Annotated in this window: 15 protein-coding genes and 2 pseudogenes; 10 read left to right on the forward strand and 7 right to left on the reverse strand. The window is 69.6% G+C overall.

The annotated features are described in order from the left end of the window. Positions 1-166 precede the first annotated feature (166 nt). On the forward strand, positions 167-796 hold the full coding sequence (locus tag G3I60_RS18555; RefSeq protein ID WP_164294074.1) for a hypothetical protein: 630 nt from the start codon (positions 167-169) through the stop codon (positions 794-796). Positions 797-926: 130 nt separating this feature from the next. Then, complete coding sequence (locus G3I60_RS18560; RefSeq protein ID WP_138355413.1) at positions 927-1,490, forward strand: dihydrofolate reductase family protein; 564 nt, start codon at positions 927-929, stop codon at positions 1,488-1,490. A gap of 77 nt (positions 1,491-1,567) precedes the next feature. On the opposite strand, the gene G3I60_RS18565 is transcribed toward G3I60_RS18560, so the two are convergent. Further along, on the reverse strand, positions 1,568-1,738 hold the full coding sequence (locus G3I60_RS18565; protein WP_187145171.1) for a hydrophobic protein: 171 nt from the start codon (positions 1,736-1,738) through the stop codon (positions 1,568-1,570). Between the two features lie 199 nt (positions 1,739-1,937). Between G3I60_RS18565 and G3I60_RS18570 the strand changes: the two genes are divergently transcribed. The 4 genes from G3I60_RS18570 to G3I60_RS18585 all read left to right on the forward strand — a co-directional run bounded on the left by G3I60_RS18570 (position 1,938) and on the right by G3I60_RS18585 (position 5,250). Beyond that, a complete protein-coding gene (locus G3I60_RS18570; protein WP_138355412.1) occupies positions 1,938-2,111 on the forward strand; it encodes a CsbD family protein in 174 nt (57 codons plus the stop codon). 346 nt (positions 2,112-2,457) lie between these two features. Continuing rightward, complete coding sequence (locus G3I60_RS18575; RefSeq protein WP_244809688.1) at positions 2,458-2,937, forward strand: PadR family transcriptional regulator; 480 nt, start codon at positions 2,458-2,460, stop codon at positions 2,935-2,937. A gap of 90 nt (positions 2,938-3,027) precedes the next feature. Beyond that, on the forward strand, positions 3,028-4,284 hold the full coding sequence (locus G3I60_RS18580) for a DUF2306 domain-containing protein (RefSeq protein ID WP_343241036.1): 1,257 nt from the start codon (positions 3,028-3,030) through the stop codon (positions 4,282-4,284). A gap of 24 nt (positions 4,285-4,308) precedes the next feature. After that, positions 4,309-5,250 carry a hypothetical protein gene (locus G3I60_RS18585; RefSeq protein WP_164294075.1) on the forward strand — a complete coding sequence of 314 codons (942 nt, stop codon included), beginning with the start codon at positions 4,309-4,311 and terminating at the stop codon, positions 5,248-5,250. 51 nt (positions 5,251-5,301) lie between these two features. Here the strand turns inward: G3I60_RS18585 and G3I60_RS18590 are convergent, their stop codons facing one another. From G3I60_RS18590 to G3I60_RS18615, 6 genes and pseudogenes are all read right to left on the reverse strand, one after another. Further along, positions 5,302-5,625, reverse strand: coding sequence for a MerR family transcriptional regulator (locus G3I60_RS18590; RefSeq protein ID WP_164294076.1), 324 nt, complete (start codon positions 5,623-5,625; stop codon positions 5,302-5,304). Positions 5,626-6,234: 609 nt separating this feature from the next. Beyond that, positions 6,235-6,579, reverse strand: coding sequence for an STAS domain-containing protein (locus tag G3I60_RS18595; protein ID WP_138355408.1), 345 nt, complete (start codon positions 6,577-6,579; stop codon positions 6,235-6,237). Beyond that, the gene (locus G3I60_RS18600; protein WP_164294077.1) at positions 6,576-7,922 is read right to left on the reverse strand and encodes a PP2C family protein-serine/threonine phosphatase; all 1,347 of its coding nucleotides are present in this window, start codon (positions 7,920-7,922) and stop codon (positions 6,576-6,578) included. Before G3I60_RS18600 ends, G3I60_RS18595 begins: the two co-directional genes overlap by 4 nt. Then, positions 7,922-8,731 carry an alpha/beta fold hydrolase gene (locus tag G3I60_RS18605; RefSeq protein WP_164294078.1) on the reverse strand — a complete coding sequence of 270 codons (810 nt, stop codon included), beginning with the start codon at positions 8,729-8,731 and terminating at the stop codon, positions 7,922-7,924. Before G3I60_RS18605 ends, G3I60_RS18600 begins: the two co-directional genes overlap by 1 nt. Positions 8,732-8,926: 195 nt before the next feature. After that, positions 8,927-9,277 (reverse strand): PRC-barrel domain-containing protein, encoded by a 351-nt coding sequence (locus G3I60_RS18610; RefSeq protein WP_164294079.1) that lies wholly within the window; start codon positions 9,275-9,277, stop codon positions 8,927-8,929. Between the two features lie 183 nt (positions 9,278-9,460). Next, positions 9,461-9,763, reverse strand: a pseudogene (locus G3I60_RS18615) (phosphotransferase); the annotation flags it as partial. 315 nt (positions 9,764-10,078) lie between these two features. Here G3I60_RS18615 and G3I60_RS18620 point away from each other — a divergent pair. The 4 genes and pseudogenes from G3I60_RS18620 (at position 10,079) to G3I60_RS18635 (ending at position 12,797) form a co-directional block, all read left to right on the forward strand. Beyond that, a complete protein-coding gene (locus G3I60_RS18620) occupies positions 10,079-11,371 on the forward strand; it encodes a serine/threonine-protein kinase (RefSeq protein WP_164294080.1) in 1,293 nt (430 codons plus the stop codon). Between the two features lie 251 nt (positions 11,372-11,622). Beyond that, positions 11,623-11,853 (forward strand): annotated as a pseudogene (locus G3I60_RS18625) (thiamine pyrophosphate-requiring protein); the annotation flags it as partial. After that, positions 11,850-12,392, forward strand: coding sequence for a DUF6328 family protein (locus G3I60_RS18630; protein WP_239069975.1), 543 nt, complete (start codon positions 11,850-11,852; stop codon positions 12,390-12,392). The pseudogene G3I60_RS18625 and the gene G3I60_RS18630, both read left to right, overlap by 4 nt. Before the next feature lie 138 nt (positions 12,393-12,530). Continuing rightward, entirely contained in the window at positions 12,531-12,797 is a 267-nt protein-coding gene (locus G3I60_RS18635) for a WhiB family transcriptional regulator (protein WP_164294081.1), read from the forward strand. Positions 12,798-12,828: the final 31 nt, after the last annotated feature.

Genomic DNA, 12,828 nt, shown 5'->3' on the forward strand with positions numbered 1-12,828 from the left:
CATCGCCACACGCTTCGACAAGACACCCGAGAGCTACCTCGCCGGACTCGAACTCCGCGCCTCGATGATCTGGATCGACGACCTCCTACGAGCAACCCACTGATCACGACATCACACAGGCCCTAGTCCTCCTGCTGGTGCTCGGCCGAGGCCGCAGTGTGGGTGTATGAGCGACGATCAGCCGACTCCGCCACAGCAGCCCACGCCGCCTGAGCAGCCGTGGGGCTCCCCCAAAGGCGCCCAGACGGGGCCTCCCGAGCCTCCCTCAGGGGCCGGATGGCAGCATCGGAACCCTCCTCCCGGAGGGCAGGGCTGGCAGCAGCCGCCCGCCGGGCAGCCGCCGCACAACTACGGGCCGCCCGCCCCGCCGGAGAACAAGAGCAGATTCGGGCGGGGCTGCGTCTTCGGATGCCTGGGAGCGGTCGTCGCCGTCATCGCGCTCGTCGTCGTCCTGATCCTGGTGTTCGCCGGGACCAGCTCCAAGACCGATATCCCTTCGGTGACGAACAGCGACCACCCGCCTGCCGACGACGTCCGGATCACGGCCTGTGACGTGGACTCCACCGTGGGCCTCCCCACGGCCAGGTTGGAGATCACCAACCACTCCTCGAAGAGGTCGAGCTACGTCGTCACCGTGGAGTTCGACAAACCGGACGGCACCCGCGTCTCCGAGGGAATCACCGGCAGCACCAGCGTGGCTTCCGGCCAGAAGGTGCAGACGTCCGCGGCGGGCTCGGACCAGGTCAGCGGCACGATCACCTGCAAGGTCACCAACGTCAACCGGTTCGCCAGCTGAGCCACGTGCGGCGTGCCACGTGCCACGTGCGGGTGCGACAAGCCGCCGGCGGGGCTCCCAGCGATGACTTTCGGCGTTCGAGGCAGTCGTACAAGGGTCGGAACGAGCACCCTCGCAGGAGAGGCGAGACATGCGCACACTCGCGATCACCCAGAACATCACCGTCGACGGCTCGATCGAGATGCTCACGAACTGGTTCGACCCACAAGGCCAGGGCCAGATGGACATGGCCGACGTCCTGGAGGAGAGCCACCGGCAGGACCGCCGGGCCGACGCCCTGCTCCTGGGCCGGCAGACGTTCGAGGACTTTCGCGGCTACTGGCCGCGGCTGACCGACGACACCACGGGCATCTCCGACTACCTCAACCAGGTGCAGAAGTACGTCGTGTCCTCCTCCCTCACCGACCCGCAGTGGGAGAACTCGACCGTGCTGGCGGGCGACCCGATCAAGGAGGTGACCGCACTCAAGGCGCAGGAGGGCGGCAAGGACATCGTGCTCACCGGCAGCATCAGCCTGGCCCACTCGCTGATCAACGCGGGCCTTGTCGACGAGTACCGGCTATTCGTCTATCCGACGGTCCAGGGCCGCGGCCGCCGGCTCTTCCCCGAGGGGTACGAAGTCCCGCGACTGAAGCTGCTGGACTCGAAGGCATTTCGCAGCGGAATCACCCTGCAGCGCTACGCTCCGGCCTGAACGGAACCTGAACAGAAAAGGGTCGGGCCCCGGTAGTACCGGGGCCCGACCCTTTTCTGTGGTGTGCCGTGCGACCGCTACCAGCGGTACCAACGGCCGCGGCTACCGGAGGCACCGGAACCGCGCATGACGAAACCGAGCAGCCAGACCACCAGTACGACAACGGCAACCCACCACAGAATCTTCAGTGCGAAACCGGCACCGAAAAGAATCAGGGCGAGCAGTAGAACCAAAAGCAGTGGACCCATGGTTATCAACCTCCTGACCAGCGGATACCCCCGACTGAATCGTTCAGTCACCCGAATTTCCGCTCGTTGCGGCGCAGCGCCTCGGGCGGCGCGGACAGCAGGGTTCTGCTACCGATGGAATCGGAAAGAACGGGCATTGCCGTGGCCGACCTGGGTAGGCGGCCCAGTGCCACACCGGCACCGATCTTGGAGGAAACGCATGGGCACCGAAGACAAGGCCGAGAACACCGCGGACAAGGCCAAGGGCAAGATCAAGGAAGCCGCGGGCAAGACCGTCGGCAACGAACGCCTCGAAGCGGAAGGCAAGGCCGACCAGGCCAAGAGCGACGTCAAGCAGGCCGGCGAACACATCAAGGACGCCTTCAAGCACTGACCCACGAGCACCGCACGTCCCGGGGCCGCAGCCGTGAACGGTTGCGGCCCCGTGCGCTGTTCGGACGACCGGGCTACCGGCGGCGACCGCCCAACGGCCACCGCATTCCGCGCGCTGTACTACGCCGGGATCACGTCGGATGTCGACGGGAAGGCGTCGGAGGGCGCACGACTGCCCCCAGGCACACTGGAGTCGCGGCTCGGTCCCACTCTGAGCGCGACCGACCGTCCGGAGGACGACTCACCCGGCTACGGCGGCGCTTGAGCCGGCGCCGTACTCCCCCCGCCGGCCCCCGCGATACGGTCGTGACATGGCTGATGTGCGGTTGACTCCACCTTCGTTCCTCGTGCTCGGCATCATCGACAAGCTGGGCGAGGCCAGCCCGTACGACGTGAAGGTCGAGGCGGCCCGCACGGTGGCTCCGTTCTGGTCGATGCCCCATGCGCAGGTGTACGCGCAGTGCGACCGGCTGCTGGGAGCGGGCCTGTTGTCGGAGGTCCGGGACACCAACGCGCGGAACCGACGGGTGATGAAGGTGACGGCGGCCGGTAAGACCGCATTGGAGGAGTGGCTCGCCGACCCGGCCTTCGTACCGGTCGAGGCGCGCGAGCGCGGCATCCTGAAACTGTGGTTCGGCGCCAGACCGGAGGTCATCGCCCCGGTGCAGATCGCCGAGCACCATCGCACGCTCGCCGAGTACGAGGAACTCACCGGGAGCGTGGGCGACTTGCTCACGCGCGGGCAGCGCGAAGCGCTCGAGTTCGGGCTCCGCTACGAGCGCATGATGGTCGATTTCTGGCAGTGGGTGGATCAGCGCGGATCGTGATGCCGGGAAGGTTGACCACGACGGCGGATCGCCTCTACCTTCTCGATAGTCCAAAGAGGACTATCGAGGGTCGCGATCGAGGGAGCCGCCGTGCAGCGTCCGAGGAGCATCCCCTGGGCCCGCGTGGCCACGATCGCCCTCGTGGCCGTCTGCGTGGGCTACGCGCCGATGGCGATGACCGAGCTGTGGCCGTACGCGCGCCCCGGCGCCCCGGCCTTCGGGGAGTGGTTCCTGTCCCGCATGGTGTCCGGGCGCTATGTCGCCGACGCGGTCGCCACACGGGTCGGGCCGTACGGTCGCGTCCTGCTGCCGATGATCATCCACTCCGTCCTCGGCGGCGCGCTGATGCTGCTCGGGCCGGTCCAGTTCCTCACGGCGGTACGGCGGCGCACCCGTCTGCACCGTGCCACCGGGGTGGTGTTCGCGGTGACGGTCTACGTCTCGATGACCGGCGCGGCGATCTACCTGGTCCGTACGGCACCGGCTGACGCGTTCAGCGGGGCGGCGTTCTGGATCGATCTCACCACCATCCTGATCGGCACGGTGATGAGCGTGACGTTCGGCATCTTCGCGGCCGTCGGGAGCTTCCCCGACCTGCACCAACGGTGGATGCTGCTGTGCTACGGCTACCTCATGACCGCGCCGCTGCTGCGCTTCGAGTGGGGCGCGCTCCCCTGGTTCTTCCCGGGCCTGTCCATGGAGGAGATCAACCGGGTGGCGATCATGCATCTCGGTTCCGTGGTGGTGTTCGGTGCGCTGGTCGCGTCGCGGGCGATGGACCGGCGGACCTCCGTGACCGGGGTGACCGGGACCTGGGTGCCGACGCCCGTGCTCGTCGCGGCGCATCTCGCCGGCGCGGCCGCGATGGCCTGGATCGTCAGGTTCTACCTGAGCCGGGGCGCGGAAGGACATCGCCTTCTGGCGGCGTACCTGGTGCCGTATGCCGCGGCGTACACGGTCATGTTCGTGCGCCAGCGGAGCGCGGGCCGGAACCGGAGGAACTGGGCGCGTGAGGAGTGGCGCGTACATCTGGTGGGCCTGTGCCTGGCCCCGGCGTTCTCCGTCGCCGCGGCACTGCCCCTGGAGCGCTATCTGGATCTCGACCGGGCGACCGCCCTGTCGGCGGGAGTGGGCATCGGCTGCGGTGTGCTGGCCTTCGCGGCGACCGCCGTGGTCAGTCTGCGCGTCATGTACGGCCGCGAGCTGGTCAAGCGGCAGGGCCTGACCACCGCGCGCAGCACGCGCCAGGTCCCGTCGCCGACCGCGCACACCACCCTGGCCGTCGCACCGCACGCAGCACCGGTCGTCGCACCGCACGTAGCCCGGACCACCCGAGAGACGATCTGAGAGACGATCCGAGACGGAGTGCAGATGACCGAGGCAATGGATCTGTCCGGGACCACGGGTCCCGCTGTCACACCGGCGACGGATTCCGGTGGCCGTGAACTCACTCCGGCCGTAGCGATGCTGGCCGTCGCCGTGGCGATCGTCAGCCTCCTGGTCGGCGCGCTCATGGCCGCGGTCAGCCTCGCCGGCCACGCCTTCGGAGCCTGGAAGTCGCCCGAGGCGCTGACCCCCGGACTGATCGGTGCGGCGATGCTCGGCGTGTCGCCCGGCCTGCTGGTGATCGGCCGGGCCCGCGTCTGGGAGGAGGTCCGTACCCTCGTTCTCCCGCTTGCCGTGGTGCTCGTCGGCCTGCTCGGCGTGAGCCTGGGCAACGCCGGGAACCTCCAGTTGGCGGAAGGCGGGTCCGTGATCCTCGTCCTGTTCAGCCTCGGCTGGATCGTCGTGCTCGGCGTGCTCGCCGCAGCCGCGGTCGCGTGCGTCGGCTGGCAGTACACGAAGCCCGCCCTGCCGCTCAAGGAGCGGGTCACCCCGCTGCCGGGCTGGTCGAAGCCGCTCCTGGCCGTCCTTGGTTCATCATGGCTCGGCATCGGTGCGGGCCTGCTCGCCCGGCCGCGGTTCTGGGCCGACTTCGTTCCGTGGACGGTCAACCGGTCGGACGCGCAGGCACTCGGGGTCTGGGCCCTCGCGCTCGGCATCGGGGTCCTCGGCGCACTGGCCGAGGACGACCTGCACCGACTTCGCCCCGCGCTCCTCGCCGTCCCCGGCGTCGCGCTCGCCGCGGCTGTCGTGCTGGGCGTCCACGCATCCGACGTCGACTGGACATCGGGCCCCGGACTGTCCCTGACCTGCATGATCACCGGACTGCTGCTGACGGGCGCGACCGGAACCCGGCTCCTGTCCGCCGGCCCGGCTTCTCCGAGGGGGACCATCGAGGTGGCCACCGTGGAAGAGAGCGACCGGGGTTGAGCCGGACCGGTCATCGCACCGGATCGGCGCGCCCACCCGCCGGTGGAGGGATCAGTGGGAACGCCAGCGCAGTTCCTCGTTGAGCGCCAACGCCTCGTCGAGCTGGTCCTCGAGCGCCACGATGCCGCACGCTGTCTCGATCGTGGTGCCCTGGTCGACGAGCTCGCGGGCCCGGGCGGCGATGCGCAACTGGTAGCGGGAGTAGCGGCGGTGGCCGCCCTCGGACCGCAGTGGGGTGATCAGGCGGGCCTCACCGATCGCCCGCAGGAACGCGGCATTGGTGCCGATCATCTCGGCGGCCCGGCCCATGGTGTAGGCGGGGTAGTCCTCGTCGTCGAACCGGTCCGCTGGGGTCGCGGGCGGCTGCTCGCTCATCACACCTCTTCATGTCCGACGGTCATACGGCCTCCTGGAGAACACATGGAGGGGCCCCGGAAGCCGAACTCGGCTTCCGGGGCCCCAAAGGGCGGTTCAACACCATCTACATCTACCGGCGTCTGTACGCCGGTCCTGCCGTATCCGCACTGCCGCGCCGGGGGAACGCGGGGTGCGGGGATCGTGAATGCCTGACCGGGGACCACCTTCCAATCCGGGGCCTTGCGAGTGCCCACACGAACGCGACGTGTGAGCGATCCTGATGGCGTTGCTGCCGTACCTTCCTGCTCGAATCTGGACATCGGATCCTGCGGAACTGCTGGTACTCCAGAAACTGCGGTCCTGCACGGCGGCTCCTTGTCGAGCCGCCGGACCCGGCAACCAACCCTGCGACCATCCGCACTCACCGGCCGCCGGATTCCCTTGCCGTGCCCTGCACGCTGAGCGGCAGTTCGTGTCTGCCGCTCCTTGCTGTCTTCTTGGCTACGAGAGGAACATTACCCACACTCGGAATCGAATGTCTACCGCACCCACGGTAGATTTTCGTGTTGCCGAGAGTCAGGCATATTGCCCCAGGTCCAGGCCTTTGCGGGCGTCCGCAGGGGTCGGTCAGCCGACGGGGTCGGTGTCCGCGCCGGGCACGGGCTGGATGCGGAAGATCTGGTCCAGGCCGAGGAGGCGCAGGATGCGGACGGTGACCGCGGGGACCTCCGTCAGCACGATGTCGGCGCCTTGCTCATGGACCTGGTTGCGGGCGGCGATGAGCGCGGTGATGCCGCTGGAGTCGCAGAAGGTCAGGCCGCCGAAGTCCACGGTCAGCAGCTGGCCGGGCTGGAGGGCGATGAGGGCCACGGCGCCGCGGAACCGGCCGGCGCTGTCGTGGTCGAGATCGCCGGCCACCGCCAGGACCGAGCCCGCGGGTGTCCGTTGAGTGGTCAGGTGCAGATCGGTCATCGTGCCACGCCGGTGTGGGTGTCAGGGGCGGGAATACCGAGGGCGAGCAGGGCGGTGTCGTCGTCCAGACCGTCCCCGAAGCTCTCCAGCAGGCCGGTCATGGCGTTGACGGTCTGCTGCGCGCCGGCCGGCGCCAGGGTCCCGGCGAAGGCGTGCAGGGCGTCCTCGCTGTAGCGGGGGCCGTCGGCGGTGCGCGCCTCGGTCAGACCGTCGGTGTAGAGCAGCATCGTGTCGCCCGGGCGCAGGACGGTGGTGGCCGGGGTGAAGTGGGGGCGGGGCATGATGCCGACGAGCATGCCGCCGGGGGTGGGGAGGTAGTGCGCGGTGCCATCGGCGCGCAGCAGCAGTGCGGGTGGGTGGCCGCCGCTGGCCACCGTGACGTGGAGATCGCCGCCGCGCGGGGTGAGGGTGCCGGCGATGGTGGTGCAGTAGCGGGGATCGTTGCCGGTGTAGCGCTCGAGCAGCGCGGCGTTGAGGGTGTCCAGCGCCTGGGCCGGGTCGCCGGCGTGCAGGGACGCGGCGCGCAGCGTGTAGCGGATCAGCGAGGTGACCGCGGCGGCCTCGGGGCCCTTGCCGCAGACGTCGCCGAGGAAGAAGCCCCATCGGCCGTCGCCGAGTGCGAACAGGTCGTAGAAGTCGCCGCCGAGCTGGTCGGCGGAGGCGGTGTGGTAATACGCGGCGGCCTCCATGCCCGGCACCTCCGGCAGAGCCGGGGGCAGCAGGCTGTTCTGCAGGATGGCCAGGACCTGGTGCAGGCGCATCCGCTCGGCCTCGGCGATCTCCTGGGCCCGCTCGGCCTCCTTGCGGGCGCGCAGCAACTCCTGCTCGTAGGCGCGGCGGTCGCGGGCGTCGAAGACGGTGGTGCGGATCAGCAGCGGCTGCCCGTCCGTACCGGTCTTGACCACCGAGGTGACGAGGACCGGCAGACGGCTGCCGTCGGCGGCCTTGAGCTCCAGGGCGATTCCGGAGACCTGGCCCTGCATCGCCAGCAGTGGAGCGAAGTGGGTCTCGTGGTACAGCCGGCCGCCCACCGTCAGCAGATCCGCGAAGCGCTTGCGGCCGACCAGTTCGGCGCGGGTGTGGCCGAGCCAGTCCAGCAGCGTCGTGTTCACTTTGGCGATCCGGCCGTCGAGCAGCGTCGACAGGTATCCGCACGGAGCGTTGTCGTACAGGTCCTCGGCGCTGTCCTCCAACAGCGCCGAGAACTGCGCCCGCTCCGCGTCGTGCACGTCGTCGCCGGACGCGTCCGAGTCCTTGTCCTGCTCCCTGCCCTGCTCCTGGCCCTTGTCGTCGCGGGCGGAGCGGTCGGAGCGGTCGGATTCGCCGTCCGTGGTCCCGCACATCACCGGGCGGCGCCGGCGAACGCCGAGATCTCCCGGGCGGTGGCCTGCGGGGCGCTGAGCTGCGGACAGTGCCCGGTCGCCTCCAGCGTCACCAGTCGGCTGCCGGGCACGGCGGCATGCACGAACGCACCGACCTCTCGTGGGGCGATGGCGTCCTGCGCACACTCCAGCACCAGCGTGGGTACGCGGACCGACGCCAGCTCGGAGCGGGAGTCCGACAGGAACGTGGTGCGCGCGAACACCGCGGCCATGCCCGGATCGGTGGCACAGAAGCTGTTGGTCAGTTCCTGCCCGAGCTCGGGCCGGTCCGGGTTGCCCATGATGACCGGCGCCATCGCCGCCGACCAGCCCAGATAGTTGCTGTCCAACGACTCCAGCAGCTCATCGATGTCCGCGGCGCTGAACCCGCCGACGTAGTCGGTCCGCGGGTCGTCGATGTAGCAGGGCGAGGGCGCGACCATCACCAGCTTGCCGAACCGCTGCGGCTCGCGGGCCGCGGCGACCACCCCGACCATCGCGCTGACCGAGTGCCCCACGAACACCACGTCGGACAGCTCCAGCTCCGAACAGATCTCCAGCACGTCGGTCGCGTAACCGTCCAGCGAGCCGTAGCGCTGCTGGTCCCAGGCCGTCAGGTCCGAGCGCCCCGAGCCGACGTAGTCGAACAGCACCACCTGGAAGCGCTCGGCCAGCACCGGCACCACCAGACGCCACATGTTCTGGTCGCAGCCGAACCCGTGCGCCAGCATGATCACCGGCGCACCCGTTTGCCCGGTGACCGTCACGTTGTTCCTGCTGACCACGTCCATGCCCAACATCGTCCCACGGAAGGTCACACCGGCAACCGCCGCACGGCCGCACACAGGTCCGCGTACGAGACCACAGCGTGGTGTGAAGTGCGGCGGTGAACCAGGTGCGGGCGCAGCTGCGCCGGGTGGGTGACGCCGAGGGACGCCAAACCTTGGCGAGGCGAGGCGAGGCGCTGTGTCACGGCGGAACGTCGCTCAGGCTCGGTGGGTGGCGTAGTAGGCCTCGACCTGCTGGTGGTAGCCCGAGTGGCCGGTGTGCTTGTCCTTGTCGAACTCCGGGGCGTTCTTGATCTCGTCCTTGTCGCGGGCGACGTAGATCTTCCGCTCGGCGATGTCGATGGACTGGATCGTCCCCGCCGGGAGCAGGACGTGCTTGCCGAAGATCCACACTCCGGTGTCGACCACGATGTATGCGGCGCTGACCTCGTCGGAGTGCTTGTCGACCTTGCCGATGCTGCCGTTGGTCGCCTCGACCTTGAACCCGGTCAGGTCCGTTCCGGCCTGGTGACCCGACGCTGCCTGGTATCCCCACATGCTGTCAGTCACAAAGAGTCCTTCCGTCGTGGTGCAGTGGCGCGAGGGGACCCTTCCGGTCTGTTCGGTGGGTGACCCTCGAAAGGCGCCTGCCCTGCAACCTCCGGCACACACTCGCCCGATCCGCGGCGGGGCGAGACGGCCCGAAACGCGGCGCACACCCGCGCGGCGAGGTCGCTGGGGCGGCCCGCCGAGTCAGGCGCTGCCGAACCAGGTCTCGGCCAATGAGTCCAGCGTGTCCTCGGGCGGTGCCGGCAGCTCTCGGAAGTACCAGGGCAGGTTGCTGTAGACGTGCGGAAGCGTGTGCGCCATCAGCTCGTGAGGTGAGAAGGTCCGGCCGTAGGCAGCCATAACCCGGCCGAGCAGCCGCGGATCACCGCGCGAGACGAACAGGCCGACGGCGACGAATTCGTAGGCGCGGTCACCGAGCATGGCGGGCTCGATATCGAAGAGCCCGCTCAGCGTCCACCGGCTCGGATCCACCAGCAGGTGCTCCCGCGTCGCATGACCGCCTCGTCGCCGACAACGGCGTCCCACTCTTCGTCCGTACGCACGGCAGGCAGCATGTACCGGAGCGTAGGGGTCCCTGATCGCCCGCACGAATCGATTTCCCCGGGCCGACGCCGGACCATGCCGTGCTGCTCTCGTGGCCAACAGGCCCTGAACAGAAGGCCGGTGGGAATGCAAGTGGCCGGATGATGGCGGAACCGTGCGCCCCGGATCAGACTGATGTCGCACATCCCCGCCGTCCGCATGTGCCTCGAGGGGCCGGGTGGACGGCGGGCCACCGCAGGACGCAGTCAGGGAGATCGCATGACGGCCCACCCCCGCCGACCTCAGCACCCCGGCCCTCATGCCGGCGAGATCGTCGGCGGCCGCTACCGCCTGGACGAACTGCTGGGTGCGGGCGGCACCGCGGACGTCTTCCAGGGAACCGACCTGCAACTGCCGCGTGAGGTCGCGGTCAAGGTGTTCAGGCCCGGTGCGACCGCGGTGACAGCGGACGGATTCTGCAAGGAAGCGGTGCTCCTGGGCCAGCTCGCCCACCCTGCCCTCGTCCCTGTCTACGACATGGGACGGCACGAGGGCGGTGCCTACGTGGTGATGCATCTGGTCAAGGGCGTCACGTTGCGCGAACGGTTAACCGACGGCCCCCTCAGCGGCGAGCACGTGGCGCGCCTCGGCGTCCGACTGGCCTCCGCGCTGGCCCATGTACACGCGGCAGGCATCATCCACCGCGACGTGAAACCCTCCAACATCCTGATCGGCCCCGACGACGCCCCGTATCTGGCGGACTTCGGACTCTCCCGTCTCATCGACGAACCCACACGCGCCGAGCCGGGCACGATCGTCGGCACCATCCCATACCTGTCTCCCGAGCAGGTACTCGGCAAGGCTTCCGGACCCGCCAGTGACATCTACGGCCTGGGCCTGGTCCTGCTCGAAGCCCTCAAGGGCGAGCGGGAGTACCAGGGATCTTCCCCGGAGGTCGGCACCGCCCGACTGCTGCGCCCCCCGGAGATCTCCCGGTGCGTGCCCGAACCGCTGGCGTCCGTCATCGAAGCGATGACCCATGCCGATCCCGGCGCCCGGCCCGACGCCACCCGATGTGCCCAACTGCTCCAGGACGCGGCCGACCCGCCTCCCCTCGACACGGCGGACGCAACCGTCGTCGTGCCGTTGAGCGGCACGGCGCCCCACGGCACGCAATCCAGCTCCGGCCACCCCGCCCCTCCCCCGGGCCGGGCAGGTCTTCCGCGGCGACGGCGCGCTCTGCTCGCCGCGCTGGCGGCCGGTGTTCTCCTGGGCGCCGCCGGAGTCACCCTGTCGGCCCTGGATGATCGAACCGCCACCCCTGACGCGGCCGTCCGGCACCCCACACCCAGCAGCAGCCCTCCTGGCCTGTCGTCACCGTCGCACGGTGCTCCGCCCGCCCCGCCTTCCCCAGCGCCGCCCGAAACGGCGCCGGCGCACACCTCACGCCATCCATCGGCTTCATCGCGGGGCCCGGGAGCCTCCACCGCTGCAACCGGCAACGGCCACAAAAATGCCAAGGGGAAGGGCAAGGGGAAATCTCACGGCAAGGGTGGCAAATCCTCCGACTAGCACGCGCCTGGCGCGGTCGTTCGGCGGCCCGGCGCAACCTGGCGGCTCCGCCCTGAGGTTTGTCCCGGGCTGCGCGGGTTACGCGAACACCCTCATGACCCGCCGCGCGTCGAAGACCGACGCAGATCGAGGGGAGCCGCTCCATGAGCACAACGGTTTCGGACCGTCTGCTCGCCCGACTACGGGAGTGGGGTGTCGAGCAGGTCGGCCTCTACGACGCCAAGCTCGACCACGTCCCGGTGGTGGCCGCCGCCGCCTGGGACGCCGCGCTCACCGCCGATGGCCCCGTGGTGGTGGAGTTCCGCACGGATCCCGCCGTGCCGCCGATCCCGTCGCACGCCACCTGGGAGCAGATGGAGTCGACGGCGGCCGCGATCCTCAAGGGAGACAGCGACCGCGCCGATATGATCAAGCAAGGCGTCAAAGCCAAGATCCAGGAATTCCTCCCCGACAACCGCAAGAAGGCGGGCGAGCACGGATGACCCCACCCGCGGACCGCCCGCCGACACGCCACAACGAGGATCCGGATCAACGCGCCGACCGGCTATGGCTCGAACTGCTGCAGGAGGTGCGGGTCGCCGAGACCGGTGTGCAGATCCTGCTGGGGTTCCTGCTGACGGTGGCCTTCACGCCACGCTTCGCCGACCTGAACGGTTTCGACCGGAACATCTACATCACGACGGTCCTGCTGGGCGCCGCCGCGACGGGCGCTCTCATCGCACCCGTCTCCCTGCACCGCATCGTCGCGGGCCACCGGCTGAAGCCCGAGGCGGTGGTCTGGGGCTCCCGGTTCACCGTGGTCGGGCTGATTCTCCTGCTGGGCACGGTCGCCTCGGCGCTGCTGCTGATTCTGCGCGTGACCGCGTCCGGTACGACCGCCGTGGTGTGGGTGACCGTCATGGTGGCGTGGTTCGCGGTCTGCTGGTTCCTGCCGGCCGCCTGGCTGCGCCACCGGGAGCGGAGCGACTCGAACGGTCCGCGAGGACCCGAGGTGACGCAAGGATCCGAGCGGCCGTCGTAGGACGTGCCGGCAGTCCGTTGCATCCGGTGCCGCGGATCACTGAATGGATCACCGAAGTTGGGGCACGCGTGACCACACGGCATGGAGCGGGTCCGACCGGCGGATCCGCCGCCCGCGACACGCATCGGAGGGAATCCCATGAACTGGCGACACCGTGCGGCCTGTCGTGCAGAGGATCCCGAACTGTTCTTTCCCGTCGGCAGCTCCGGCCCGGCCCTGCTGCAGATCCAGCAGGCGAAGGCGGTGTGCCACCGCTGTCCGGTGCGGGAGGAGTGCCTGAGCTGGGCCCTCGAGGCCGGTCAGGACGCAGGCGTCTGGGGCGGGCTGAGCGAGGACGAACGACGTGCGGCGAAGCGCAGAGCGGCCCGCGGCCGTGCGATCGCCGCCCGCAAGGCCACGGACTGACCGGCTCGACACCCCCGGCACCCCTGCCGGC

The organism is Streptomyces sp. SID13666 (assembly GCF_010548325.1).
GTDB classification, from domain to species: domain Bacteria; phylum Actinomycetota; class Actinomycetes; order Streptomycetales; family Streptomycetaceae; genus Actinacidiphila; species Actinacidiphila fildesensis.